At 61.8% G+C, this 25,967-nt stretch carries 21 protein-coding genes; 8 read left to right on the top strand and 13 right to left on the bottom strand.

Translation table 11 applies throughout. The features are described 5' to 3' along the window. Window positions 1–15: 15 nt before the first annotated feature. The 3 genes from IPM16_02100 to IPM16_02090 form a co-directional block, all read right to left on the bottom strand. The gene (locus IPM16_02100; protein ID MBK9121905.1) at window positions 16–711 is read right to left on the bottom strand and encodes a GNAT family N-acetyltransferase; all 696 of its coding nucleotides are present in this window, start codon (window positions 709–711) and stop codon (window positions 16–18) included. 109 nt (window positions 712–820) lie between these two features. Further along, window positions 821–1,876: an alpha/beta hydrolase gene (locus IPM16_02095; GenBank protein ID MBK9121904.1), complete on the bottom strand. Its 1,056-nt coding sequence runs from the start codon at window positions 1,874–1,876 to the stop codon at window positions 821–823. 96 nt (window positions 1,877–1,972) lie between these two features. Next, window positions 1,973–4,660, bottom strand: coding sequence for a hypothetical protein (locus tag IPM16_02090; GenBank protein MBK9121903.1), 2,688 nt, complete (start codon window positions 4,658–4,660; stop codon window positions 1,973–1,975). Between the two features lie 350 nt (window positions 4,661–5,010). Between IPM16_02090 and IPM16_02085 the strand changes: the two genes are divergently transcribed. Beyond that, the gene (locus tag IPM16_02085; protein MBK9121902.1) at window positions 5,011–5,358 is read left to right on the top strand and encodes an alpha/beta hydrolase fold domain-containing protein; all 348 of its coding nucleotides are present in this window, start codon (window positions 5,011–5,013) and stop codon (window positions 5,356–5,358) included. 406 nt (window positions 5,359–5,764) lie between these two features. Here the strand turns inward: IPM16_02085 and IPM16_02080 are convergent, their stop codons facing one another. The 9 genes from IPM16_02080 to IPM16_02040 form a co-directional block, all read right to left on the bottom strand. Further along, window positions 5,765–6,595 (bottom strand): 3'-kinase, encoded by an 831-nt coding sequence (locus IPM16_02080; protein ID MBK9121901.1) that lies wholly within the window; start codon window positions 6,593–6,595, stop codon window positions 5,765–5,767. 676 nt (window positions 6,596–7,271) lie between these two features. Beyond that, on the bottom strand, window positions 7,272–8,549 hold the full coding sequence (locus IPM16_02075) for a glycosyltransferase family 1 protein (GenBank protein MBK9121900.1): 1,278 nt from the start codon (window positions 8,547–8,549) through the stop codon (window positions 7,272–7,274). Between the two features lie 14 nt (window positions 8,550–8,563). Further along, window positions 8,564–8,785 carry a hypothetical protein gene (locus IPM16_02070; GenBank protein ID MBK9121899.1) on the bottom strand — a complete coding sequence of 74 codons (222 nt, stop codon included), beginning with the start codon at window positions 8,783–8,785 and terminating at the stop codon, window positions 8,564–8,566. Beyond that, window positions 8,782–9,462, bottom strand: a complete 681-nt coding sequence (locus IPM16_02065) for a response regulator transcription factor (protein MBK9121898.1) — start codon at window positions 9,460–9,462, stop codon at window positions 8,782–8,784. Before IPM16_02065 ends, IPM16_02070 begins: the two co-directional genes overlap by 4 nt. Then, window positions 9,459–11,555, bottom strand: coding sequence for a GAF domain-containing sensor histidine kinase (locus tag IPM16_02060; protein ID MBK9121897.1), 2,097 nt, complete (start codon window positions 11,553–11,555; stop codon window positions 9,459–9,461). The genes IPM16_02065 and IPM16_02060 overlap by 4 nt, the downstream gene beginning before the upstream one ends. Window positions 11,556–11,646: 91 nt before the next feature. Continuing rightward, window positions 11,647–12,891 (bottom strand): glycosyltransferase family 1 protein, encoded by a 1,245-nt coding sequence (locus IPM16_02055; GenBank protein ID MBK9121896.1) that lies wholly within the window; start codon window positions 12,889–12,891, stop codon window positions 11,647–11,649. Between the two features lie 18 nt (window positions 12,892–12,909). Beyond that, window positions 12,910–13,800 (bottom strand): alpha/beta hydrolase, encoded by an 891-nt coding sequence (locus tag IPM16_02050; protein MBK9121895.1) that lies wholly within the window; start codon window positions 13,798–13,800, stop codon window positions 12,910–12,912. Window positions 13,801–13,864: 64 nt separating this feature from the next. Beyond that, window positions 13,865–15,229, bottom strand: coding sequence for a hypothetical protein (locus IPM16_02045; GenBank protein MBK9121894.1), 1,365 nt, complete (start codon window positions 15,227–15,229; stop codon window positions 13,865–13,867). Window positions 15,230–15,364: 135 nt separating this feature from the next. Beyond that, window positions 15,365–16,405: a fasciclin domain-containing protein gene (locus IPM16_02040; GenBank protein MBK9121893.1), complete on the bottom strand. Its 1,041-nt coding sequence runs from the start codon at window positions 16,403–16,405 to the stop codon at window positions 15,365–15,367. 307 nt (window positions 16,406–16,712) lie between these two features. Here IPM16_02040 and IPM16_02035 point away from each other — a divergent pair, with 307 nt between their 5' ends. Continuing rightward, on the top strand, window positions 16,713–18,338 hold the full coding sequence (locus IPM16_02035; protein ID MBK9121892.1) for a fucose isomerase: 1,626 nt from the start codon (window positions 16,713–16,715) through the stop codon (window positions 18,336–18,338). A 75-nt stretch (window positions 18,339–18,413) separates the two neighbouring features. Here the strand turns inward: IPM16_02035 and IPM16_02030 are convergent, their stop codons facing one another. Then, window positions 18,414–18,983 carry a flavodoxin domain-containing protein gene (locus IPM16_02030; GenBank protein MBK9121891.1) on the bottom strand — a complete coding sequence of 190 codons (570 nt, stop codon included), beginning with the start codon at window positions 18,981–18,983 and terminating at the stop codon, window positions 18,414–18,416. A 394-nt stretch (window positions 18,984–19,377) separates the two neighbouring features. Here IPM16_02030 and IPM16_02025 point away from each other — a divergent pair, with 394 nt between their 5' ends. Genes IPM16_02025 through IPM16_02000 form a run of 6 tightly spaced genes read left to right on the top strand, consistent with a single transcriptional unit; the run spans window position 19,378 to window position 25,966 of the window. Continuing rightward, a complete protein-coding gene (locus IPM16_02025) occupies window positions 19,378–19,941 on the top strand; it encodes a 4Fe-4S dicluster domain-containing protein (protein ID MBK9121890.1) in 564 nt (187 codons plus the stop codon). Between the two features lies 1 nt (window position 19,942). Further along, window positions 19,943–20,917 (top strand): CoB--CoM heterodisulfide reductase iron-sulfur subunit B family protein, encoded by a 975-nt coding sequence (locus tag IPM16_02020; protein MBK9121889.1) that lies wholly within the window; start codon window positions 19,943–19,945, stop codon window positions 20,915–20,917. After that, entirely contained in the window at window positions 20,914–22,938 is a 2,025-nt protein-coding gene (locus tag IPM16_02015; protein ID MBK9121888.1) for a CoB--CoM heterodisulfide reductase iron-sulfur subunit A family protein, read from the top strand. Before IPM16_02020 ends, IPM16_02015 begins: the two co-directional genes overlap by 4 nt. Before the next feature lie 12 nt (window positions 22,939–22,950). Then, a complete protein-coding gene (locus IPM16_02010; GenBank protein ID MBK9121887.1) occupies window positions 22,951–23,454 on the top strand; it encodes a hydrogenase iron-sulfur subunit in 504 nt (167 codons plus the stop codon). Further along, complete coding sequence (locus tag IPM16_02005; GenBank protein ID MBK9121886.1) at window positions 23,444–24,472, top strand: oxidoreductase; 1,029 nt, start codon at window positions 23,444–23,446, stop codon at window positions 24,470–24,472. The genes IPM16_02010 and IPM16_02005 overlap by 11 nt, the downstream gene beginning before the upstream one ends. A 9-nt stretch (window positions 24,473–24,481) precedes the next feature. Then, window positions 24,482–25,966 (top strand): Ni/Fe hydrogenase subunit alpha, encoded by a 1,485-nt coding sequence (locus tag IPM16_02000; GenBank protein MBK9121885.1) that lies wholly within the window; start codon window positions 24,482–24,484, stop codon window positions 25,964–25,966. Window position 25,967: the final 1 nt, after the last annotated feature.

Here is a 25,967-nt window from a genome sequence, read left to right as displayed (position 1 = left end):
GCGTTGTGACTATCCCTACGGTAGTCGGGGAGATGGGGTAGTGTCATACCCCACGTTGGGTATTGTCGTGGGGAAAGATCGGACCTGAACCGCACACGAGCAGCGTTCGGGATCGCGTTGACATGTGCAGACCACGCGTTCGACACAGCGCCAGCACGGGCTCAAGCTCGTCGCAATCAGCGGGACACCCAGCACGGCCGCACCGATGCGTGCGCGGTCGGGGTCGCCTAGCGGAATCAGTCCGAGGCTGTTGTCGCGTTGGAACGAAAGCTGCCCTACCGCCTGAAAGCCCGCTTTCTTGATTCCCGCCCCCGATGGCAGGTTCTCCGGGGCATGAAGAATCCAGAACCGTTCGGCATGCTCCATCTGCACGATCGCGTTCAACAGCCGCGGGTACAACCCGTGTCCTTGCCAGTCGGACAGGGTGGCGAAGTCCCATAGATAGCGATCGCCCGGGGCGACGGAGAACGTGAGGTCCAGCTCGCCGATGGAGGCCTCGCGTGTCGCCATCCAGCCATAGGTCACCGCCGTTGTACCCACCACCCCCAGATACGGAACGTGACCGGCGCGCCGGCGCTGCTTCACGTTCGCTACGGAAATGCGATTGAGGGCGGCCAAGTGTTCGTCATCGCCGGCCAGCGCGACCTGAAAGCCCGGTAGCGGAGCGAGTTGGAGCAGGGGATCAGAAGCCCACCATGTTGCCAGTGCCATTGCACACCTCGTGTATGTTGTCGTATTCGGGCGGTCAGATGTTGGAGGAGAGTGCGCGAGGCACAGCACTCTATACCTTGCCTCGCGCACGCCGCGGTCTTGCGAGCGGTTATCGAACCCGCGAGACCATGTTGACAATCGCCTCGACGGCGGCCTCGGGTTGATCCATCTGGATGTTGTGTCCGCTGTTTTCCACAACGATCTGCTGGCTGTTCGGCGACAACTGAAGCAACTCAGCCTGCATCGCTTGCCAGCCCGTCTGCTGGTTTAGCCTCCCGGTCAGGACGGTCAACGGCAGGTCCCCGAAGGACGTCACCGAACCCGCCTGTGCAAGGCTCATCGGCAGCGCTGCGCCTTCGTCTGCCCACGCCTGGACCGATCGCGGAGTTACAGAGAAAGCGATAAATGCAGCTCGTGCCTCGGGCTGTAGATCGCGTACAAAACCGAAGGGGTCGGCCAGCAACCGCACCAATCCGATGCGCGCCAGCAGCGACGGAACGGCGCTCCCGCCGGAGGTTCCTACAGCCTCACGTGCGGCCGCATCCGACGGCTCGGCCATCTGTCGAGGGCTCATCGATTCGATCAGCACGACGCCGGCGACGTCAGCTGGATACGTGTGGACAAAGACACGCACGGGCAACCCGCCCAACGAGTGACCGACCATCACGTAAGGTCCCGCGACGCCGGCCCGCTCCAGCAAGGTATGCAGTTCGGCGGCGATCTGCTCCGCGCTGCGCGGCAGAGGACCGGCTTCGCTGTACCCCATGCCGGCGCGATCGTACGCACAAACCCGTGTGGTCGCCGCCTCCTGCGCCTGCACCACACTCCATGCGAGGGACCAATCGCCCAAGCCCGCGTCGATGACGACCGTCGGACTGCCAGCGCCGATACAGCGGATGTGCATGCGGAATCCGCCGACGTCGACCATCTGGCCCGGCGGAGGATAGGCGCCGATGTCGGCACGCTCTGCCAAAGCTTCGTAGACGGTTCCGACCGCGATCAGACCCAGCACAACGACCATAAGCCTGGCGAGCCAGCGAAATGGACGCCGCTTTTGCACCGCCGTCTGAGGAGCCTCGGCCTGCGCTGCGCGTGCGCCGGGGGCGTCATGACTGCCCGCGTTGACGGGATTGCGTTGTTGTGTAGAGATGGGTTCGATCGCCATTGCAGTGCCTCCTGCGATTGGACAACAATTCGAGTTGAACAACCTCAGGGTACGCGCTGGCGTGGGGTAGTGTCATACCCCACGTTGGGTATTTCGCTAGAGCAACCTGTGCGTTTCGGCGTGCTTTAGGGCTTCCCAACGACTGTGCACGCCCAGCTTGCTGTAAATGTTCTTGATGTGTTTGCGCGCCGTGTCAACAGCGATTACGAGACGTTCCGCAACTTCGTTACTGTCTAGTCCGTCCGCCAGCAAGCGCAGCACTTCCACCTCGCGCAGGCTGAGCGCGTCGTGCACGTGCCCCACCGGACGACGGGACACTGCTGGTGGCTGGCTTCGTTTCGCCGTCGCCGCAAGCAACCGCGATATGTAATCGGTCGAGACAGACGGCTGAAGACGCCCGTTCCGCTGCAAATCGATAACCGCCTCCAACAGCCGTGCGACAGATGGTCCTTCATCGACGAAGACACGAACTGGTTGGTCGGGTTCTGCAAGCACCAATGCGCGCACGAGCGACTCCACCGCGCTCTGACGGTCGTTGGCGATATCGTACGCAACAGCCTGCAAGACAAGCGCGCGGATCATGCTTCCGGCACGTCGACTGCCCTCGGCCTGCTTGACCAGTCGCTCCAGAAGATGAAGCGCGCTGTCAATCTTCGTCCCAACGGCGCTATACAACCGCGCCAGCATCAGATAGTAGCCTTCGCGGTCGTAACCGATCGCGTCATCGGCTCCCAACTGGTTTTCCGCCGCCCATTTGTCGAGCGCGGAATAATCGCCCTGCTCAAGCAACCGGCGCGCCCGCGCAATCGAGAGCTGTGTCGAGCGCCCTTGCAGCTTGCTCATCCGTTCCAGCTGCTCCGCAAGTTCCCAGAACTCCCCCGCACCTACCAGATCGCCTTGCAGCGTCTTGAGGCGCGACAGTCCCACGTAAGCCCGCAGCAGCGCCATCGGGAAGCTTTCCGGATTGATCTGTTCAGCGCTCTCCTGCAGATACTTCTCTGCTGCGACAAGCTCGTTGCGCTCGATATGGATCTCTCCCAACAACAGCACCATATAACCAGCGGTTGGGAAACGCTGCAACCCCGGCAGGCGGGCCGCATTCTCTAGCTGCTGGCAGGTTTTCTCGGCGGCACGCAGCGTCAGTTGCGACAACTGCAGTGACGATAGATGCCAGAATGCAGACACCATCGCGAAGGCGCTGCCGACTTCCTGACTCAGCTCCATCGCATACGAGAGGACGTCCGTCGCCTCCTGAACGTCTCCAATGTACGCACATGTCACGCCCAGATTGATCGCCGCCATGCAGCGCCAACTGACCGCCTCTTCTGGCAGGAGTTCCAAGGCTTGCCGGGCCAGCGTGAGCGTCGCCGGAAACCGATGGCGCACGGCGGTCAACGTGCTGTGGATTGCAGCCAACATCCCCGCGGTCGTCGGATCCTGATTGCCGGGCGTGAGACTCAACGCAGTCTCGGCATCCCGGATGCGCTGTTCGGCTGCGCTCATCTGGTTTGTCAGATAGAGTACCCACGCGTGATACAGACAGAGACGCGGATATTTTTGAAGGACGCTGTCCGGCAGCGCCTTCAACCAGCCAAGCAGCGTATTGTGCTCGGCACGCTGCCAGATGAGCAGCTCGGCAATCCCCTGAATTAGCGCGGCCGCCCGGCTGTGGTCGCGCGCCGCGAGCGCATGGTCAATGGCCTCCGACAGAAGGCCGTTCTGCTCAAACCACTGGGAAGCCCTTTGGTGCAGTTCGTTCACGCGGTCCGGATACTTCAACCCCAGTCGGTGACGAAGGAAGTCCCCAAACAGGCGATGGTAGCGATACCATTGACGCTTGTCGTCAAGCGCGACGACGAAGAAGTGGTTGCGCTCTAGGTGATCCAGCACAGCCCGGCTGTCTGCGACGTTGAGAATGGTGTTGCAAAGCTCGGCGTTCATCCGCTCAAGGACGCTGGTTTGCAGCAAGAACTGCTGCATTGCATCCGGCATCTGATCAAGGAGCTCGTCGCCCAGATAGTCCAGCACATAGTGATGATCCCCGGCAAACGAAGCGATGAATTCCGCCGGGTTGCTCTTCCCTTGCAAAGCGAGACCGGCCAACTGCAGTCCGGCGATCCACCCTTCGACACGCGTATCCAGCGCCGCAATGTCCTCAGCTGAGAGCGTCAGCCCCATGACATTCGTGAAGAAGTGCGCGATCTGCGGTGGCGGAAAGCGCAAATCGGCGCTCCGTATTTCGAGCAGGTCGCCGCGAACGCGCATGCGCGAGAGCGGAAGCGGGGGATCGATTCGGGTCGTCATCACGAGCCGGAGCTGCGACGGCATGTGCTCGACCAGAAACGCGAGCCCGTCATGAACGTCCGACGATTGGATGACGTGATAATCGTCGAGGACCAACGCAACTGAATCAGGAAGTGCCGAGAGCTCGTTGATCAGCGTCGATAGAATCGTTTCGATCGGCAGCGGCTGCGGTTCGTGGAGGAGCGTGAGCGTCTGCTCGCCCGTTCCCGGAAACGCGGTCCGGATCGCCGCGATAGCATAATCCCAGAATCGTACAGGATCGTTGTCCGCGACATCGATCGAGTACCAAGCCACCTTGATTTGGCTCTGAGCGATCCATGCGCTTGCCAGCGTCGTCTTGCCATAGCCGGCAGGAGCGGAGATCAAGGTCAGTTTTCGGTCTTGCCCCCCGCCCATAACCTGGATCAGATCGTGACGGAAGACATCCTTCGCTCGCGGCGGTGGAATGAACAGCTTGGTGGCGACGATGGGCGCGAGCATCGTGCGAGTATAGCAAGCCGTATGTTGTACGCAATGAAGTGGATCACAGCTCTGCGATCGCGTGTGAAACGCGCTTCAGTTACCTGTGACGATCTTCGATGCGCGAAGCGGCGACCGGCTGTGCGCGCGTGCCGGGTCCAACTGGGATTCATGTGCTGCATGACGCATCCGAATCAGCGCACCTTGAATCGCCCGGATGTACCGTAAGGCGCGGAGCAGCCCGATCACAACACGCCCAAACGGCCACGCGACGATGTCTCAAAACGTTGCGTCACGCCGGCACACGCAAATCATCGCAGCCGAGGGTTTCTCGTATCTAACCCTTCAGCGATCCCTGCACCAGCGCCGAGATGATCTACCGCAAGGTGTCCTTGTACGCTTGGGGACTCTACCTCGGCAATCACAATGGAACGGACGTATCGCCCTACGCCGCGGCGGCACGCGCGACAGATGTCAGCGCCATGCCTCCGACTTACCTGCGTGTCGGTACCCTTGATCTGTTCCGGGATGAGATCATTACCTACGCTCAGCGCCTGATGGCGGCTGACGTCCCCACCGAACTGGCCGTGTACCCGCGGGTCACGCATGCAGCAGAAGGGCTGGCGCCCGATGCCGAAGTGAGTTATCGGATGCGGGCGCACTACATGGACGCATTGAAGCGAGCACTCGCGGGGCCATCGGGCGAGACGTTCGAGTAATTGCCTTGCCGCAGAAAACCGCGCGCGTCGACTGACTGCGATACGTCATACCCTCGTCGGGCATTACAGCGGACAGTCCGTTTTCGCCTTGTGCCGGATGTGCGAATCAGCGGTCCGACGCCTCAAAGCCGCGCGATGGTAGGCGTGCTTCAACTCAATGTGCACGAACGCATTAAGGACCGCCAAGAGCTCGCGTCAAGCGGCGAGTATCCCAGCCAATCGCCCGCTGGCGTCCCCCACGACTTCACCGGCGAGCTGACCGATGGCAGCCAACGCGGACACTCTTTTCTCCACTCCGAGAGAGGCACCGGAACATACGCGACGCGGGGTGAGGCGGCCCGGCGCCCTCGGGCCAAGTGTGAATCATCAGCGATGTACGTCCGAGGTACCCGCTACTTGACGTTGACTAGTCGAGGTGCGGCTCGATAATCTGGGCAATATTCAACGCCCATCGCGCATGCGATTCCGCGCGAGCGTCCAGCGACCAGCTCGCGCTCAAACACGCGTAGGCATACGTGAACGCAAGCACGCGCCGAAACTCAATGCCGAGCGTGTCCGCCAGAATACCCGCGTTGGTCAGCAATCGCTGCTCATTGTGAACGAGCGGGTCGTAACCCGGCTGTCCGCGAAACGGGTTACAGAGCGTATTGGCACAGTCATACGTGCGTTCGCCGACCAGCCCCTTCGGGTCGAACGCGAGCCAACCGCGCGCGCTCTGGCGAATGTTGCCGTGGTGAACGTCGCCGTGCAGTACGCGCACGTCGCGCGGTGCGTTGAGCAGACGCTCGGCAACCGGCACTGCCCGCGCGAAAATCGAGTTATCCTCCGACGCCGCTCTGGCGAATAACGACCGAAACCAGTCTTTTAGCGGAAAGACGCCATCAGCCGGCTTGCCCTGTGCCACACCGTGAAGCTGGTTCAGCACCTCCGCGATGATGCGCGTCGCGCCCGTATCATCGCCGCGCTCGACCAGCGAAATCAGGTCGTCGCCACTCGCATATTCGAGCAGTTGGGCGTGCTCATCCGCCGCATACAGCCGCACCGCCCCATGCCCATCGTAATGACGCAGCGCCGCCGCGCCGCGCTGTTCTTCCCAGCCGTATTCGGTCAGCAGCTTCAGGACGAGAGTATCCCCCGCGCGGGTGACCGTATAGACGTGGCTAGTCGGGGTCTGCGCCAGCAGCTGCGGATCGGACAATTTCCACCGTGACAGGTAGTGATTCAGGTTTTCGTCCATAGGTCAAGCACTACGATCTGTTGTCGTTCGGCACCCTCGGTGATCTATCGATTTAGGGTGACGAAGCGGGTAAGTTCGAGTCATTGCGTGACAATCCGCTGAAATACAAGCATTCGATCTTCAGTGGGGAGTATCTCGTGTGAACCTCTCCGACGCAATTCAAGAGTTGTCTGCCGATCTGCAGGACATCGCGCGGCTCATCACGCCGAGTCGAAGGCGCCCGCGGCCTTTGTCGGTTCGTTGACCGACGGCAACGGACACAGCCTTGCGCTTCTTCGCTCGGAAAGAGCCATTGGAGCGAACGCTACGCGGGCTGCGGATGCCCGCCGCCCGCCAACATGCCCGGGCATTCCCGCCAGTTACCCGAAGGACGACTGGTGGTCACTACCCCGTCTTTGCAACCGGTCAGAAGTGGAATCTACCGTGGCCGATGCGGCGTAACAAGCAAGGGGCAATCCATTGAGTGCGTCATCCGGTCGGTTGTGATTGTAACGGGCGATTCATGAGTCAGTCAGTTGGCGAACCTCCTTGAGCGAGTGTAATAGATGCATGTCTAGCACTTCCTCGCGATAGGTCCGGCTGAAGCGCTCACACCCGGTTCTTCCCGGGGGCACGCCAGTACGAGATGAAATGGCATCTAGGCCGGGCACCGAACCCTGCCGCGGCGTTGAGGATCTCAGCGCATGGTGCGGCGCTCGGAAAGCTCCGCTTGAATCACGTCCACAGCAGACTGAACGCCATCTTCCCCCGACATGGCGTCTCGCAGCGCGATCGCGCGCGCTTTCATCGCACTGTCGTGAACCATCACGCTGATGGCCGCTGCGAGATTCTCAGCGGTGAGTGTCGCAATCGGAATCGGAGCCGGGCCGACACCAAGTGCATACGTGCGCCGGCCCCAGAATGGCTGATCGGCGGTGAAGGGGATCACCAGCGAGGGCGACCCCGATCGCAGCGCCAAACCTGTCGTCCCGGACCCGCCGTGATGCACGATGGCCGCCATGCGCGGAAAGAGCCACGCGTAGGGGGCGTAGGAAAGCCCAAACACCGTGTCAGGCAAGGCTGCCGTACCGAGATTCGCCCAACCGGCATGGAGGACGCCACGCTGCCCGGAGCGCGCCAGCGCGTCCAAGATCAGCGCGGTGGTCTTTTGCGGATCCGCGACCGGCATGCTTCCGAATCCAATGAACACGGGAGCATTACCCGACTCCAGAAAGGCGAGCAATTCTTTCGACGGCTGCCAGTCGTGTTCGTCCAGCGTCCAGTAGCCCGTAGTATGAACGTGACTGCCCCAGTCCGGCTGCTGAGGAATGACGTGCGCGCTAAATCCTTGCACCACCGGCACTCGCTCGCAACTCATACGGCGCATATTGCCCCACCAGAAGGACGCCGGCGGCAGCCCGAGTGTACGGCGAAAGCGATTGATGGACCGCCGGAACGGGTGCCACGCAAGCTGCTGTCCGAGGCGATACGTCAGGCGGTTGTACCACGCGCCAAAGGACGCCTGCATCGGCAGCAGCGCAAGCGGCCATGCCCCGGTTATTTCCTGAGGGATCACCGACAGCGCGATATACGGCACGCCCAGACTTTCGGCGAGGTCGTAGCCATAGAGGCCGCCCGGCAGTTGGCTCAGAATCGCCGTAGAGTCACGCAAGTCAGGGGACGCAAACGTGCGCTCGTACTGCGATGCCAACGCGCCGAACGTGCGCATGATCCCGCGGAACATGGTCAGAAGACGAAGTCCCTTGCCCTGCATCTGATTGACCATCATCTCGCGCGTCAATGCTTCGGCGTCGCCCGGGATCGGGAAGAAGTCCAGCCCCTGCCCGCGCACCATCGGTTCGAAGCTCTCGAGCGTGACGACGCGAACTCGATATCCGGCATCAAGCAGCCCGCGCCCAAGCGCGACGATCGGCTGTACGTCGCCGCGCGATCCGATTGCCAGTAGGGTAAGCAAGGGCAGCTGCCCCATTACAGCGTATTGAGAAGGAGAAGATAGAGGCGTTCGCGTTCGGCGCGGCTCAGGCCGACGTTCTCGTTACGCAGAACGTCTTCAAACAAGGTATCGAACATGCACATATCCTCTTCAGACTCCCGGCGGATCGTGCCTTCCATGCGTGCGCGGACGGTATCGGCCAAGCGTTGATAGAGGGCTTCGACGCGATCGGGCTTCCAAAGCTCGTCATCGTTCATCGCGCGTTTTCCCCGCCCAGTCCGGCGTTCCGTGCCTTGACGATCGCCTGTGCGCGGTCTGCGACGTGCAGCTTGCTGAAGATATTCGAGATGTGGTTGCTGACCGTCTTGACCGTGACATAGAGCGCCGAGGCGATTTCATGGTTGTTCAGCCCACGTGCGATGAGGTCCAGCACCTCGAGTTCGCGCTCGGAGAGTTCGGGAAACGGAACCGGCGGCGAATCGCCACGCCGCGATACGCTGTTCAGACTGCGAAAGTAGTCCGTCACACGGCGCGCGATGGCCGGCCCGAACAAGACTTCTCCCGCTGCGGCAGAACGGATCGTACGGAAGACCTCGGCTTTGTCTGCCCCTTTGAGCACATAGCTCACGGCGCCAGCGGCCATCGCCGCCATGAGCGACTCGCTGTCCTCGAGCATCGTCAACATGACCACTTTGACATCCGGTAGATCAGACAGAATCCGCCGTGTGGCTTCGATGCCGTTCATGCCCCCCATCTGAATGTCCATCAGCACGACATCGGGCCTCAGATTACCGGCCTGCTCCACCGCGGCCTCGCCGCTGGCCGCTACGCCGACGACTTCGATGTCGCTTGCCGTGAGGAATATCGCCTGAAGTCCTTCGCGAAAGAGCGTATGGTCGTCCACGATTATCAGGCGAATCGGTTGCGCACTCATGGCGCATGATTCCTTTCCGGGAGGGGAATCGTCCCAGCGATGCGGGTCCCGCCGCGCCCGCCCGCCTCGATCTGGAACGTGCCGCCAAGTTCCTCGGCCCGCTCACGCATCGATCGCAGTCCGACGTTCGGTACGATCGTCGCCGGCATGCCGATCCCGTCATCTTCGATCGTGATCGCGAGTCTGTTTGCGCCCGTCACGCCCAAGGTAATCCAACAGTGTCTGGCGTTTGCGTGTTTGAGCGCATTGGTCGCGGCTTCGAGCGCAATCCGATACGTCGCGACTTCGGCGGCTGCCGATAGGACGTCGGGCAAGCGATCAGCGTCGAGGCTGAAGGTCGGGCCGCCGCTTTGAGCACCGAGCTGTGCGAGCCCGGCGCGCAGCGCTTCGACCAGCCCCAATTCGTCAAGCGACGGCGGGCGGAGATCGTGCACCACACTCCGAACGTCGGCGACAAGCTGCTGCGACTGACGCTTGACGTCGTCCAGCAAGCGCACCGAGGTAGGACGCTCCTGTTCCATCAGGTCGATCGCCGCGTCGATCTTGAGCGGCAGGCTGGCGAGTGCCGGGCCTAATCCATCGTGCAGGTCGCGCCGGATTCGACGGCGTTCCTCCTCACGGGTGAGCACGAGACGCTCGCGGGCGGCTTGCAGGTCGGCTTGCAGGCGTACCGCATAGACGACCGCGCCCAACTGCTGGGCAATCCCCTCCAGAACAGCCCGATCCGCGCGGTTGAGCGGTTCGCCGGGCGAACGCTGACCGACCACGAGTTCACCGACGACTTCATTCTGGTGGATCAGCGGAAACGCGTGCTTCGGCGTCCGATCTTGTCCGAACGCCGTTTGCATGCTGTGCGCCTCGCCGCGCTGAGTGGCAATGGCCACATACGGGACGCGCAGCGTGCGCGCGACGGTGTTGACACTGGACTCCAGCAAGTCTTTGGGCAGCACGGCGGCTCGAAGTTGGTTTGAGAGTTCAAGCAGCACGGCTTGTGGTTCGTCGCGCTGACCGAACATGAGCCGGTTGATCGCACGCTGAATCCGTTCCCGAATAGTATGAAAGCTCACGGCAATCGCGCCAGCGGCGGCGAACGCTGGCAGCGTGTTGTCGCCGCGTGTCACCTGACTCAGCACGGTGACGACGGCGGCGTACAGCACGACCACGACGACGGTCAACAGCGCATAGACCAGCGTGCGGTTGATGAGGAGGTCGATGTCCCACAGTCGGTAGCGCAGGATGCCGAACGTGAGCGCCATGGCGATCGACAGCGGGCCGGTCATCAGGACGAGAAAGCCGAGGGTATTGAACAGTACCCGGGATCCAGCGGCATCGTCCTCGCCTTGTGGGAGGAATTGAAACGCGATGACCCATACAAAGTTCACGATGACTACCAGGAGGAGACCGAAGAGCAGCCACTTCGTTTGCTGGCGCGCTTCCTGCGATGAGGTCGTGCGGTAGCGGTAGATCTGCGCGATCACGCCCGTCCACAAGACGGCCATTGTGAGCATGATTCCGGTGCGTTCGGCCTGATCCCACTCCGGCAGTCCCGTAACGAGCCAGATGCCGGCGCTTACGGCCGGGACCACGAGCATCCAGCGCAGCCGCCCGGGTACAAACCGACCATCCGGGAATGTAAAAAGAAACAGGAAGAACCCGAGCATCGCCACGGACTTGACGACCTGATACAGGAGGTACCATCCGTTGCCCGACCGCGCCAACGCCAGCGTGATCTCCGGCATAAGTATCGTCGCCAGCGCCACGAGGATGTAGGCGGTGAGCACAGGCATGTGGCGCTGCGGCGAATCGCGCCGGCGGAACAGGAAGACCGCCAGCGGCCCCATCACCGCGAGATACGTGAGTTCAGTCGCGAGCTGGAACAGCGCGTACCCCTGCTGTGTCCATCCCATGTCGGCCACTGCGGCTAGGTCGCCGGTGGTCAGTACGCGACGCGCGCACTCCGGTCCGTCGCACACCTGCATCAGCGCCTCATAACGGATGGGTATGCCGATAAGCAGCATCACAACACCGATGATGCACAGGATTATGATTCCGAATCGCATCCACGACTCGGGAAGGCGTTCAATCGCGATCATGGCGAGATCCACCCTTGATGCCAAAGGCGGCGGTCTACCTTGCGTGTTCGTTTCATAGCCTTGGTCGTTTCCGGGTCTGCGTAATCAGCCGCTAAGTAAGGAATCGCTCCATCCACGATACCGCGTCTGCAAGGGCATCCTCCCTCTGGATCTTCTCGCCGAGCGCCAGCGCGTTCGCCTGTAGAGTGCGGCTCGTGGTCGATTCCGTGATCGCCGCCGCCAAGTTGTCGGAGGTCAGCTTCTTGCGCGGGATCGGCGCGGTGCCGACACCATGAGCCTTGACCGTCCTTCCCCAGAACCCTTGATCGCCGACATGCGGCACGATAACCGTGGGCACACCCGCACGCATTCCAGACGCAGTCGTGCCCGAGCCGCCGTGATGGACGACCGCCGACATCTTCGGAAACAGCCAGTGATGCGGCGCATACTTGAGGATGTAGACGTCTTCCGGCACATCCTCCGTGCCGAGGCCGGCCCACCCGGTGAGGATCACGGCCCGTTTGCCTGCTTGCCGCACGGCGCTCAGGATGGTTCGCGTGGTGGCTTCCGGGTTGGCGTCCGGCATACTGCCGAACCCGACATACACCGGCGCTTCGCCCGCCGCCAGAAAGTCGACCAAGTCCGCCGGCGGCGTCCAATCCGGATCGTCATCGAAGAGAAATCCGGTCACCTGCCAGTGATCGCCCCAATCCGACGGACGCTGGAAGATGTGCCGGCTTACGGTCGTCAGCGCAGGCGCGGTATCGACTAGGGCGCGGAAGTCCCGGTAGCCGCTTTTCGGCAGTCCGAGCTGTTTCGCCAGCGCGTTTCGCGCCCCGCCAAGTGACCGCCATGCCGACTGCCGCAGCACCGTATAGCCGAAGCGGTTGTACCACCCCTCAAAGGGGAACCACCCCGGCCGAGCAGGCAGAACAGTATTCGACGCGCGCGTCGGGTTGATCGGTGCCGGGTTGATGAAGATCGGCTTCAGGTTGTTGGCCTTCACCACGTCGAACAGGAGCGAGAGACCGAACTCGACCGTCAACAGCACGTTGGATTCGCGGGTCGCTTCCATCACTTCGAGTCCCATCTGCATGAAGATCGGCGCAATGCGCGTTCGCAGGGTTTGAAGCTGCCGCACAACGCCCGCATCCATGAGCGCCGCGTTCTCTCGAGTGAAGGTGTTGACGTCGGTCGTCAAGGGATAGAAGCCCAACCCACGCTCGCGCACCCACGTTTCGTAGCCCGTCGACGCGACGACTTGAACCTCATGACCCGCTTTCTGAAGCGCCGTTCCCAACACGACGTGCGGCCGGATATCGCCCCACGTGCCATAAACGAAGATCGCGATGTGCATGGGTCTAATTCCTCTGTCTCACACTTCTTTGCTGCGCCAGTAGCCGACGAGCTGAGCCACGATGTCGCGCCAGTGGCTGATGATCAGAAGATGACCCGCGCCGGGGATCAGCCGGGTCTCGCTGTCGGTAATCCGCGCCGCCATGTAGCGCGCCATCGCTGGGGTGGCCTGCGGGTCGTCCTCGCCTTGCCAGATGAACACCTTCGTCTCGATGTCTTCCAGATTGAAGCCCCAGTCCAGCACGACAGCCCGCATATCGTCGGCGGCGCCTGAGCCACCCGGACGCAGGCATTCGCGCACGCTCTCGTGCATGATGTCCATCTCGCCGGGACGATCCAGCAGCGCCAGATCGCTGGCGGGCAGGTTGCCAAGCGCGGCGCGCAGCATACGTTTGCCGAACCTGCTGCTAATCAACGGCCGGGACATGCTGTTTTGAAAGGCCAACAGCTTCGGATTCCGCTGGGCCATGCGCGTCAACGTTTGGGTCGCCCGATTCTGTGATGCGAATACGTCGGGATCGTCGAGGCCGGCCACTCCACTGACGATCGAGGCGCAGATCAGGCGATCGGGCAGCGCATACGCGCACGCGACGGCGTAGGCGCCGCCCAGTGAACCGCCAATGACGGCGAAGCGGCCAAGCTGCTTCTGATCAGCGAAGTCGCGCACGTCTGCCGGCCAGTCGAGCAGCGTCCGGTTTGGCTGCCTGCTGCTCAATCCGGTGCCGGGACGATCGAACGTATAGAGGTGGACTCCGGACTCGGTAAGTGAGGCGGTGTCGGATGGGCGCAGCAGACGCGAACTGGTGCTGCCGCCGAACAGCAAGACCGGTCTGCCGTTCGGGTCGCCCCACTCGGCATAGCCGAGCGTACGCCCGTCGCGCAACGTCAGGATCTGGGCTGTTCGGTCCATGCGACTACTCCGCTCGGATGGGCAGCTCACCGCCGCCCATCCCATCATTCTATGTGCAATTTCGTTATTCGCCGTCCATACCCGCCATGATGTCTTCGAGCGTGCCGGTGAACTGGATGCTGTTGACCACCGTCATCAAACCATCCACCATTTCGGCGGTGCGCCCACCTGGCGCTGAGATCATCGACACCATCACAAAGAGTCCATCGCCCGCTTGCGTGAACACGACATAGGTGTCCTCCGTCTCTCCCGCGCCTTCGGCCTGAATTGCCGGTGCGCCATTCGCCAGCGTGATCTCGTTTATCGCCGCCACGACCAAACCTTCAGCATTGCCCTCCTGAGGGACAAAGACCGTTGCCCGATCAATGAGCGGCGCATCTTCGGGCATCTCCATCGCGGTGAAAAACGCTTCCGGGATGAATATCGCGGCGATTCCCCAGCCCCCCTCTGGGACAAGCTGCGCTGTCGTGGACAAGTCGAGGGTGTCGTCGCTGTCGGCAAACGCGACACTGGGGAAGGGCAGCCCGAATTCTGCCGCAAGATCAGGTCGCACCGCCGTCAGCGCCGCCGGGTAATCCAGTGTGAACAGGCCGTTAGGGTCGGTATAGGTGACGGTATCTGCCGTCACTGTGACGATCTGGATCATGCCGAGGTCATAGTGGATGTGCATGTCTTCCATGTTCGCCAGATCGGGCAGGTTGCAGATCACGGCGTACGTGCCGGGCAGGAGGTCGACGTCGACCCAGACCGTGCCGCCGGCCTCGATCGGCATCAGGATCGGGAACTGCTGCAGGGTCGACTCCTCGCCTTCAGCCAGCAGCGCGAGCACGTCCTCGGCGGTCGTGCCGGCGTCGACCGGCGCGATGGCGAGTTCATGCCACTGCGAACCGCTGTTGATGAGCTGCCAAACACTACTGCCTGCGGGGAGGGTTGCGGGCAGGCCAAAGACGAAGTCCGTCATGACCACGTTTAGGTCGGTGGCCGGCTCGACCTGCGTGACATCTTCGCCTTCGGTGACGTTGAACGCGGCCACCTGCGGCATTTCGCCGAAGAAGTTCAGCAGCGCATAGTTGCCCGCTTCGAGCGCGTAGGTCATCGTGACAGACTGCCCGGGCATGACGCCGGGGCCGCCTTTCAGCCGGACCAGCGGCAGGAACCCCATCGGATCGCCTTCCGCCATAGACGTAAACACATCGTCCATCGTGACGCCGTCGTTGAGCTGGAACACGACACCGACAAACGGCGCTTCCGATGTGTTGTCGAATGTCACGTTGACGTAACCTTCCGGCAGGGCTCCCGGCGCGGTTAGTCCATCTGCCGTAATCGTCACCGTGACCGAAGGAATTTCTGCCTGAGCCGCGACCATGCCCACGAGTGTGAACGCGAGGATGGCACACATCAGACCAAAGCGGCCGAGCTTCTTCCACATGATGCTGTCTCCTGTACCGTAAACGGTGAGCACATTGGCGCTCACCGTTTACGGTACAGGGGGCTGTTTCCCGGTGTCATGAGGCTGTGCACCCAGAGCGGCCGGGAAATCCGCACGGGTATGAGGCTAGGCGCGCTACCGGGACAGGTCGATCACGCCATCGATGCCGTAGATCACGCCGTTGGGGAGTCGAATGTCCCACAGGATCGGTGCGCCGTCGATTTCCCAGTAGCCGCTAGGGGTCGAGCCGAAATCGGGCGCGATCACGGCCCCGGAGAGGGTCGTCACCGTCGCGTTTCGGGGCAGCAAGTACGGCGACAGACTGCCGATAACGACGTGATCGGACAACAGGGCGATCAATGTTTCCGCATCTGTCGGCAGATCGACTCCGTCCAGCGCACCGTTTACCGGCAAGAACAGCGTGAACGCATGATCGTCGCTCAGGGCGTCGAGCGCGCCTGACGCGACGATGGCCGCAGCAACGCGCGAGAACTGCGCGCCTTCTTCGACCGAGCGCAGATAGTCCGCGACCGACAGCCAGCTCGACCGATCGTAGATCTGCATCGGCTCGCCGGACGGCTGCTGCCGCACGGCGATAATCTGTCGGGTGTTCGAGTGTGGAGTGAAGGTCTCGCTGTAGGATTGGTCGCCAAAACTGCCCGAGACCGCGAATTCCACGTTCGGGAGAGCGAGTGTCGCGTAATCGCCCGGTGTGACACTCTCGACGACGAGTTGGTCGTCGACTGCAAGGTCCGTGATCGCGAGCGAGGTGAGGTTGGCCACGATTGCAGCGCTTTGCGCGGGGCTATCAGGTGGGATGCCGAGTACGATGACCATGTAATTCACGCCTTGCGCGTAGTCGCCCTCGACAATAACGAAGTAGTCGGTGCCTGCCTCCAGCGTCAGCGTCAGGGATGCAACGTAGTCGTCCCGGCCACTGATCGATGTCGTCAGCTCGTGCTCTCCCGGCGCCAACACGACGTAGTCTGTGACGAACGGAAAGCTGATCTCCTCGAACAGTACGTTGCCATCGACCGCGACATCAACTAGCGCGCTGACATCGAGCACATACGAAAGCTGCATTACCCGTAGTCTGGCCGGCTTGTCAGCTTGTCCGTGCGCCATGAAACTCACGGCGAACATCAACAGGACTGTGAGTACCCGCTTCGCATTCATGACCGACATGCTCCCTGTAACTCGATTCGGTAGCCCTTCCGACAACTGTACAGCGGACCGTTTCCCGGTGTCATGGGGGCGTACACCCAATAATGCTGTTGTGCGCGCCCTCGCTTCGGCTGAAATGGGCCTTCTTCATGCCACCCATGGCGCAAAGGATTGCCTCTATGTATTCGCGCTTGCCGCGCAGGTCGAGGTCGAACGCGGTCCGGGATCATTGGCGTCATGCCGACCTGCGCGTGCTGCGTTATCATCGGTGTATATGCGAGGCCGCATTCAACTGTTTCGGTAGTCAGGACACGACCCGATGAATGACATACAGTCTAGACCCAATGAAGTTGTTCTTGTTGCAAGCGGCGATCTGCGACTTTCTGCTAATCAGAAATGCTGGCCGGCACAAGCCGATATGGAACAGCGTATCGGCGAAGCGTTCGCCAAAGAGGGTTGGACGATTCGGCGTGCGCACGCCTACAACGCTGCGCTCCAGCACGGCTTTATCGACAGCCAACGTATGGGCATGGATGTTTTCCAGTCCATTTCCCCCGACGCGCCGCTGGTCGTCGCGGAAGCGGTCTGGCAGTACAGCCATCATGTTCTGGCCGGCCTGCGCGACCATCGCGGCCCGATCCTCACGCTCGCCAATTGGAGCGGACAGTGGCCCGGATTGGTCGGCATGCTCAACCTGAATGGATCGCTCACCAAGATGGGCGTGCGCTATAGCACGCTCTGGAGCGAGGACTTCACCGACCCGTATTTCGTCAACGGTCTGCGTCAGTGGCTGCGCGAAGGCGTAATCACGCATGATGTCAGCCACGTCCGCGATTGGGACGGGAGTGGCAGCGCAGACGCACTTGCGCTCGGCCAGCGGCTGGCGGCAGAACTCAAGCAGCGCAAGGCCATCATCGGCGTGTTCGATGAGGGTTGTATGGGCATGTACAACGCGATCATCGACGACGAGATGCTGAACCCAACCGGTATCTACAAGGAACGACTGAGCCAGTCGGCGCTGGTGGCCGCGATGAATCGCGTGCCGGACAAAGAAGCACTCGCGTGCCGCAACTGGCTGGAGACCCGTGGCATGACCTTCGTCACCGGCACCGACGAGGCGACCGAATTGACCGACGCGCAAATTCTGACTCAGCTCAAGATGTACATCGCTGCGCTGCGCATCGCGAATGATTTCGGCTGTGACGCGATCGGAATCCAGTATCAACAAGGGTTGAAGGATATGGTTCCGGCATCCGATCTCGCCGAGGGTCTGCTCAACAATGTCGAGCGCCCGCCGGTGTTTCACGAGATCACCGGCGACGAGCTGTACGCCGGTCAGGCGCTGCCCCACTTCAACGAGGTTGACGAAGGATGCGCGGTCGACGCACTCGTGACCAATCGTATCTGGAACGCCCTAGGTTATGATCCCGCGACGACTCTCCACGACGTGCGTTGGGGTCAACATTACACGGGCGACGGCGTGGACGATTTCGTGTGGGTGTTCCTGATCTCAGGCTCCGCGCCGGCGTCGCATTTCATCGGCGGATACGCGGGCGCATTCAGCGAACGTCAAAATCCGATGTACTTCCGGTTGGGGGGCGGCACGCTCAAAGGGATCAGCAAAGCAGGCGAAATCGTGTGGAGCCGCGTCTTTGTGATGGACGGACGCCTGCATGCGGACCTCGGCCGCGCATCAGTGGTCGAGCTTCCCTACGAGGAGACCGAGCGGCGCTGGCAGGCGACATCGCCGGAATGGCCAATCATGCACGCGGTGCTGCACGGCGTGACTCGCGATCAGATGATGGCGCGCCACAAGGCGAACCACCTCAACGTCGTGTATGCGCCTTCCGCGCAAGCGGCGGATGATGCACTCACCGCCAAAGCCGCGATGTTCGCCGCAATGGGCATCGACGTGCACATCTGCGGCGCCATCGGCGCGGGTTAAGCACCGACGTCCGTCTACGAAGCATTGACGTTCAATGGCCGCGAGGATAGCTCGCGGCCGCTTTGATCGCTGCCTTCAGCTGCAACAAGGCGCCGGTGCAGCCATCACCGCGGTCGGTGAGCCGACTGGCTCCACCGGCAGCGGCTGCTTGAACGCTGCCGCGACTTCGTCGGCCCACGCCTCGATCGCCGCCCAGTCGCGGAAATCACCTTCGGGCAGATTCTTGGTCTGCACCTGCAGACGCACGATCGGCGACAGCGTGTCATAATCGATCTTCCCCGCAAACAGACCGATCGTGTCCGGTTCGACCATCACCCGGCAGGTGTCGATGGTACTGAGGACAGACTGGCGCATCTCTTCGCCCGCTTCGCGAAGGCGAATCGCGACAACGAACAGTGCCGCATGCTTGTCACGCAGAAGATGTTCGTTGCTGCCGACAAATTCGCACACTTCCGGCGGCCACTGCCCGGAGTAGATTGCCCCGCCCAGCACGAACCCGTCGTAGTCTCCCGGCGCGGTCGCCTCCGCCAAAGGCAGCACATCGACGGCGTATCCACGCTTTGCCAGCACGTCGCCGACCCGCTGCGCAATCTCCGCTGTTGAACCGTACCGGCTCGCGTAGGTGACGAGGATCCGATTGTTCATAGGGCCTCCGGAGATCCGAACATGCCCAACGCGGCCAATTGCCGCTGCATGTCCACTATTCTTGAATCTTATCACGAGAACGCCGGCCGTCCGGACTTATGGTCGCACGTTGGTGGAATGCCACACCCCAGCAGCCGGATGCGTGCTCCGCACGAACACGAGAGACGCAAACTTACAGCGGATTTATGTCATACGCTGTGAGTGACGTTCATCACTACGGGAAAAGCCGCTGCAAGTCGATAGTCATAGAATAGAGGAAGTAGTTTTGCTCTTTACGATATTTGTTGCGATCACTCGTCTTATTGCGTGATCTTCCTCGCGGACTTGAACCGCTTCCCGTAGCGCAGCTGGTTATGCGACTGCGCGGGGGCACAAGGAGTAGAGGAAGGTACGTATGGCGACTCCGTCATCCACACGACTGCTCGATCAGGTCATGGCCGAAACCCCCGGCGGGGAGACGCTGATTGGCTGCCTGCAGTGTGGCACGTGTGGGGGCTCTTGCCCCTCCGCGAGCGACATGGATTCCACCCCGCGGCGCCTATTCGCCATGTTGATGGCCGACATGGACGAGGACGTGCTGACCAGTAACACCCCGTGGTTCTGCGTGTCCTGCTACTACTGCACGGTGCGGTGCCCGCAGGACATCCCCATCACAGACCTGATGTACACCCTGAAGCAGAAGGCAATACAGGCTGGACACTACCATCAGGATGCCCACGCCCCCTTCTCCGAGAGTTTTATCGGTTACGTCGAGCAGTACGGGCGCAGCTTCGAGTTCGGACTGGCGACCCGTTTCCAGCTCGTCCACCATCCGCTGGCCACAGTCCGGAAAGGAGGGCTGGGGTTCCAGATGCTGCGCAAGGGCCGCCTGCACATGACGCCGCAGAAGATCAAGAACATGCCGCAGCTCAGCGCGATACTCAGCAAAGCCAAGCAGCTTGCCGGGCAGGAGGTGTGACGTGACTGACCGTGAACTCACCTACACGTATTATCCCGGCTGTTCGCTGAAGTCTGCAGCATACGCGTACGAAGACTCGACGCAGGTGGTCTCCAAATCGCTGGGCATCCGCCTCAACGAGATCGACGACTGGAACTGCTGCGGGGCGACCGAGTACTTCTCGGTCAATCAACTCCCAGCCTACAGCCTCGTAGCGCGCAACCTGTCGCTGGCCCACAGCCAGTACGGCGGCGCGGATGTCGTGGCGCCATGCAGCGCGTGCTTCCTCAACCTTCGCAAGACCAACGACTACATGCGCAAGTACAAGAACCTCAACGCGCAGGTCGGTCAGGCGTTGGGCGCCGGCGGGCTTTCCTACACCCCCGGCTCGGTACGCGTACGGCACTTGCTCGATGTCGTTGTCGAGGATGTGGGCTTTGACGCGGTCAAGGAGAAGGTCGTCAAGCCACTGGAAGGGCTCAAGGTCGCGCCTTACTACGGATGCCTGATCGTCCGGCCGGAAACCGGCTACAACACCGAATACCCGACGCACCTTGACGAGTTGATGACCACGCTGGGCGCTGAGGTCGTGGATTTCCCGATGAAAACCCACTGCTGCGGCGGCCACATGACGCAGATCAGCGAAGAGACGGCCTACGAGCTGATCCGGCGCATTCTCAAGAACGCGACTGACTACGGCGCGCAGGCGATCGTTACGCTGTGCCCGATGTGTCAGCTCAACCTCGACGCCTATCAGTCCGAAGTCAACAAGATGTTCGGCACGGACTATCACATCCCCGTCCTGTTCTTCACGCAACTGATGGGCATCGCATTCGGCCTGAACGAAGCCGACCTCGGCTTCGGTGCAGAAGTGGTTCCCGCCGGCCCGGCATTAGCGACCATCGGTCACCCGGCCGAGCAGACTCGCCAGCGCCCGAAACGGCGCGACAAGAACGCCCTGCCGATGCCGGGCAGCAACGGAGCAGATGAATCATGAGCGATGAAAAGATTGGTGTTTACATCTGTCACTGCGGCCACAACATCGCCGGGACGGTTAACGTCGAGGAGGTCGCGGAATGGGCGAGCAAGCTGCCCAACGTGGTCGTCTCGAAGGACTACAAGTTCATGTGCTCCAGCCTCGGACAGGAGCTTGTCGAGGCCGACATTCGCGAGAAGGGTTTGACGCGGGTGGTCGTCGCGGCCTGCTCGCCGCACATGCACGAGCCGACCTTCCGCGGGGCGTGCTCGCGAGCCGGCCTCAACCCATATCTGTTCGAGATGGCGAACATCCGTGAACACGCGAGTTGGGTGCACCAGGACGATAAGGAAGCCGCGACCGAGAAAGCCAAGTCGATCGTGAGCGGCGCCGTCAGCCGAGCCGAGAAGCTCCAGCCGCTTGAGCCGTTCCGTGCCCCGATCAACCCGGTCACGCTGGTGGTTGGCGGCGGCATCGCCGGCATCAACGCCGCGCTCGAGATCGCCAACGCCGGCCAGAAGGTCATCTTGGTGGAGCGCGAGCCGAGTATCGGCGGGCATATGGCGCAGTTCGACAAAACGTTCCCGACGCTCGACTGCGCGGCGTGTATCTTGACCCCTAAGATGTTCGAAGTCGGCATGCACAAGAACGTCGAACTGCTGACGTACAGCGAAGTCGAAAAGGTCGACGGGTACGTCGGCAACTTCACGGTCCGTATTCGGAAGAAGGCACGTAAGATCAACACCGAACTGTGCACCGGCTGCGGCGACTGTTGGGAGCGCTGCCCGGCCAAGGTTGTCGATCACGTCTACGAGGCCGGCTTGGGCTACCGGACGGCGGTTTACCGTCCTTTCCCGCAGGCGGTCCCGAAGTACCCGGTGATCGACACCGAAAGCTGCATCTACTTCAAGAACGGCCGCTGCAAGGCCTGTCAGAAGTTCTGCCCGACCGGTGCGATCAACTTCGAGGAAGAAGATGAAGTCGTGATCGTGACGGTCGGCAACATCGTGCTGGCGACGGGCTACGACCTGTTCGACGCGACCCAATTGCCGCAGTACGGTTACGGCCGGCTTGCCAACGTGTTTACCAGCATGGAATTCGAGCGCATGACCAACTCGTCCGGCTCTACGTCCGGAAAGGTCGTGCTGCGCGATGGACTCACCATGCCGCACAGCGTAGCGATCTTGCACTGCATTGGCAGCCGTGACAAGAACACCAACGAATACTGCTCGGCGACGTGCTGTATGGCCGCGCTCAAGTTCGCGCACTTGGTGAAGGAAAAGACGCACGCCGAGGTCTACAACTTCTACATCGACATGCGCACCGCCTTCAAGGACTACGAGAAGTTCTACAACCGGCTGATGGAAGAAGGCACGCACTTCATCCGCGGACGCGCGGCCGAGGTAACCGACGCCGCGCGCAAACCCGGCGAAGAAGGCAAGCTGATCGTACAGGCGGAGGACACGCTGATCGGCAAGCAGCGGCGCATCCCGGTCGATATGGTCATTCTGATGGTCGGTCAGGAACCGCGGCATGATGCCCACATCGTCTCGCACATGTTCGGGATCGGCTGTTCCGACGCCGGGTTCTTTACCGAACGCCACCCGAAGCTCGACCCTGTCGCAACGATGAACGAGGGCATCTTCATTGCCGGTACGTGCCAAGGTCCGAAGGACATCCCCGCCAGCGTGGCGCAGGGTGAAGCCGCCGCCGCGCGCGTGCTCAGCTTGATCGGCCGTGGAGAAGTGGAGGTCGAGCCTGTCAGGGCGCGCATCGACGAGGACCGGTGCTCGGGCTGCCGCATCTGCAACAACCTGTGCCCGTACGGCGCGATCGACTTCCTCTCGGATCTCGGCGTCAGCCGCGTGAACCCGGCGCTGTGCAAAGGCTGCGGGACGTGCGTCGCCGCCTGTCCGAGTCAGGTCATCGAAGGCCAGCACTTCACGTTCGACTCGATCATGTCGCAAATCGACGGCTTACTGTGGGACGTTCGACCCAACGGCAATGAAAAGGTCACGTTCATGCAGCCGGAACCGGTGTAGAAGGGGCGAGCCATGGAGGATTACAGCAAGTATCATCCCGGGTGGGGCACCAACGCGCCCGTCATCATCGGGTTCCTGTGCAACTGGTGCTCGTACCGCGCCGCGGACCTCGCCGGAACAAGCCGTTTCGGGTATCCCGCGACACTGCGCGACATACGCCTGATGTGCACTGGCCGCCTTGACCCGACGTTCGTCATCAAGGCGCTGCGTGAAGGCGCAGACGGCGTGCTGGTGATGGGCTGCCATCCCGGTCAGTGTCACTACGAAGAGGGCAACTACAAAGCGATGCGCCGCGTCGCGCTGCTGCGCCGTACCTTAGCGCAGTTAGGAGTCCATCCCGACCGCGTTCAGCTCGGATGGGCGTCGGCGTCGCAAGGCATCGTCTTTGTCGAAGTTGTGAAAGAAATGACTGAGCGCATCGCCCGGCTAGGGCCGCTAACGTGGCAGGACAACATCGACGATTTGATGCCACGCACGCCGCCCGTTCCCGAACCGGAGGCAGCACATGGCCGATAAACCGAAACTTGCGATCTACTGGGCATCGTCATGCGGTGGTTGCGAGATTGCCATTCTGGCGCTGCATGAGAAGATCCTCGCGGTGGCCGACTTCTTCGACATCGTGTTCTGGCCCTGCGTGATGGACTTCAAGAAGGAGGATGTCGAAGCATTGGCCGACGGCGACATTCTGGTGACGCTGTTCAACGGCGCTATCCGCACCGATGAAAACGCCGAGATGGCCCATCTGCTTCGGCGCAAGTCGAAGGTCATGGTCGCCTTCGGAAGCTGCGCCATGGAAGGCTGTATGCCCGGTCTGGCGAACTTCACCGACCGCAAGCGCATGATGGATTACATCTACAAAGAGGCGCCCACGGTCGACAATCCAGACGGTGTGATCCCCATTGAGGAAATCGCCGTCGAAGAAGGCGGGCTGACACTCCCCGGCTTCTGGAACACGGTCAGGACGCTCGATCAGATCGTACCGGTCGAGTACTACCTGCCGGGTTGCCCGCCCGAGGCAAAATGGATTCAGGCGCTGGTCGAGGCGGTCATGTCCGGCGAGCTTCCCCCACCGGGGACGGTCGTCGGCATGGACGTCACCGTATGCGACGAGTGCCCGCGCGAGCGTGAAGAAAAGCGCATCACGCGGTTCTATCGCCCGTACGAGATCATCCCCGACCCGCACAAGTGCCTGCTCGATCAGGGCTTGTTCTGCGCCGGCATCGCGACCCGCGCGGGCTGTGGGGCGCTTTGCCCGAGTGTCAACATGGGCTGCCGCGGCTGTTATGGGCCGAACGAGGGCGTGATCGACGGCGGCGCCAAGCTGATCACCGCGCTGGCATCGGTCATTGACGCCAAGACGCCGGAAGAGATCGACGCCGTACTCGACACCCTGCCCGACCCTGCCGGCTACTTCTACCGGTTCGGGTTGGCCCATTCGATGCTGCGCCGCACGCATCTCGAACGGCACAACGGGCACGTCGAAGCCGTTCCGGTGCTCGACATCCCACAACTCGACCCCAAGCTGAAGGACTAGGAGGCCGTCATGGAAACAACCAAGCGGCGCATCACCATCGACCCCATCACCCGGCTTGAGGGTCACGGCAAGATCGAAATCTTCCTCGACGACGACGGCGAAGTGAAGAACACCTACTTCCAGGTCCCGGAACTGCGCGGGTTCGAGGTGTTCTGCATCGGGCGTCCCGCAGAAGAGATGCCGCGCATCACCAACCGGATTTGCGGCGTGTGCCCGGAAGCGCATCACATGGCCGCGGCCAAGGCGCTCGACGACCTCTATAAGGTCGATCCGCCGTCAGCAGCCAAGAAACTGCGCGAGCTGTTCTACAGCGCGTTCTACTGCACCGATCACACGACGCACTTCTACGCGCTGGGCGGGCCGGATTTCGTCGTCGGCCCGGACGCCCCTGCCGCGCAGCGCAACATCCTCGGCGTGGTGGCGAAGGTCGGCACCGAAGCCGGGCTCAAGGTCATCAACACCCGCAAGACGAACCACGAGGTCATCAAGATCATCGGCGGACGCGCGGTTCATCCGGTGTGCGGCCTACCCGGCGGCATGAGCAAAGCGATCAACGAAGAGGAGCGCACGTTCATCGAGGAGGTGGCGCGTGCCAACGTCGAGTTCGCGATGTGGTCGCTGCAAATCTTCCGCGACATCGTGCTGGCGAACAAAGCCTACGTCGACCTGATCGTGGGAGACATTTACACGCAGCACACGTACTACATGGGGCTGGTCGATGCGAACAACCGCGTCAACTTCTACGACGGCAAGATCCGCGTGGTCGACCCGGACGGCAACGAGTTCGCCAAGTACGCCGCGCAGGATTACACCGAACACATCGCCGAGCATGTCGAACCCTACGCCTATCTCAAGTATCCGTACCTCAAGGTCATCGGTTGGAAGGGCTTCACGGATGGCAAGGACAGCGGCATGTATGCGTGCACGCCGCTCAGCCGCCTGAACGCCGCCGACGGCATGGCGACGCCTAAGGCGCAGGAGGCCTACGAGGAGTTCTTCTCGACGCTCGGCGGCAAGCCGGTACACCACACGCTGGCAACCCACTGGGCGCGTCTGGTCGAACTGCTGTACGCCGCCGAGCGCATGGTCGAACTGGTGACGGACGAAGAGATCACCAGCCCGAACGTGCGCACTATCCCGACCGAAACGCCGACCGTTGGCATCGGCACCGTCGAGGCGCCGCGCGGCACGCTCACTCACCACTACGAGGCGGACGAGCGCGGCATCCTGACCAAGGTCAATCTGATCGTCGGGACGACCAACAACTACGCGCCCATCACGTACACCATCAAGAAGGCGGCGAGTTCGCTGATCCACAAGGGTCAGGTCACTGACGGCATCCTGAACATGGTGGAGATGGCGTTCCGCAGTTACGACCCGTGCTTTAGCTGCGCGACCCACTCGCTGCCGGGACAAATGCCGCTCGAGGTCGTGGTTCGCGACGCGGACGGCACAGTGATCGACCGGCGCGAGCAGTACACGCAGGCAAAGTAAC

It is taken from the genome of Candidatus Flexicrinis affinis, assembly GCA_016716525.1.
Lineage (GTDB): Bacteria > Chloroflexota > Anaerolineae > Aggregatilineales > Phototrophicaceae > Flexicrinis > Flexicrinis affinis.
This window is presented reverse-complemented; position numbering and strand designations above follow the sequence as displayed.

Excerpts from the sequence above, each read along its gene's own strand:
- IPM16_02100 (MBK9121905.1), bottom strand. The coding sequence starts at position 711 with ATGGCACTGGCAACATGGTGGGCTTCTGATCCCCTGCTCCAACTCGCT.
- IPM16_02095 (MBK9121904.1), bottom strand. The coding sequence starts at position 1,876 with ATGGCGATCGAACCCATCTCTACACAACAACGCAATCCCGTCAACGCG.
- IPM16_02090 (MBK9121903.1), bottom strand. The coding sequence starts at position 4,660 with ATGCTCGCGCCCATCGTCGCCACCAAGCTGTTCATTCCACCGCCGCGA.
- IPM16_02085 (MBK9121902.1), top strand. The coding sequence starts at position 5,011 with ATGATCTACCGCAAGGTGTCCTTGTACGCTTGGGGACTCTACCTCGGC.
- IPM16_02080 (MBK9121901.1), bottom strand. The coding sequence starts at position 6,595 with ATGGACGAAAACCTGAATCACTACCTGTCACGGTGGAAATTGTCCGAT.
- IPM16_02070 (MBK9121899.1), bottom strand. The coding sequence starts at position 8,785 with ATGAACGATGACGAGCTTTGGAAGCCCGATCGCGTCGAAGCCCTCTAT.
- IPM16_02065 (MBK9121898.1), bottom strand. The coding sequence starts at position 9,462 with ATGAGTGCGCAACCGATTCGCCTGATAATCGTGGACGACCATACGCTC.
- IPM16_02060 (MBK9121897.1), bottom strand. The coding sequence starts at position 11,555 with ATGATCGCGATTGAACGCCTTCCCGAGTCGTGGATGCGATTCGGAATC.
- IPM16_02055 (MBK9121896.1), bottom strand. The coding sequence starts at position 12,891 with ATGCACATCGCGATCTTCGTTTATGGCACGTGGGGCGATATCCGGCCG.
- IPM16_02050 (MBK9121895.1), bottom strand. The coding sequence starts at position 13,800 with ATGGACCGAACAGCCCAGATCCTGACGTTGCGCGACGGGCGTACGCTC.
- IPM16_02045 (MBK9121894.1), bottom strand. The coding sequence starts at position 15,229 with ATGTGGAAGAAGCTCGGCCGCTTTGGTCTGATGTGTGCCATCCTCGCG.
- IPM16_02040 (MBK9121893.1), bottom strand. The coding sequence starts at position 16,405 with ATGAATGCGAAGCGGGTACTCACAGTCCTGTTGATGTTCGCCGTGAGT.
- IPM16_02035 (MBK9121892.1), top strand. The coding sequence starts at position 16,713 with ATGAATGACATACAGTCTAGACCCAATGAAGTTGTTCTTGTTGCAAGC.
- IPM16_02030 (MBK9121891.1), bottom strand. The coding sequence starts at position 18,983 with ATGAACAATCGGATCCTCGTCACCTACGCGAGCCGGTACGGTTCAACA.
- IPM16_02025 (MBK9121890.1), top strand. The coding sequence starts at position 19,378 with ATGGCGACTCCGTCATCCACACGACTGCTCGATCAGGTCATGGCCGAA.
- IPM16_02015 (MBK9121888.1), top strand. The coding sequence starts at position 20,914 with ATGAGCGATGAAAAGATTGGTGTTTACATCTGTCACTGCGGCCACAAC.
- IPM16_02010 (MBK9121887.1), top strand. The coding sequence starts at position 22,951 with ATGGAGGATTACAGCAAGTATCATCCCGGGTGGGGCACCAACGCGCCC.
- IPM16_02005 (MBK9121886.1), top strand. The coding sequence starts at position 23,444 with ATGGCCGATAAACCGAAACTTGCGATCTACTGGGCATCGTCATGCGGT.
- IPM16_02000 (MBK9121885.1), top strand. The coding sequence starts at position 24,482 with ATGGAAACAACCAAGCGGCGCATCACCATCGACCCCATCACCCGGCTT.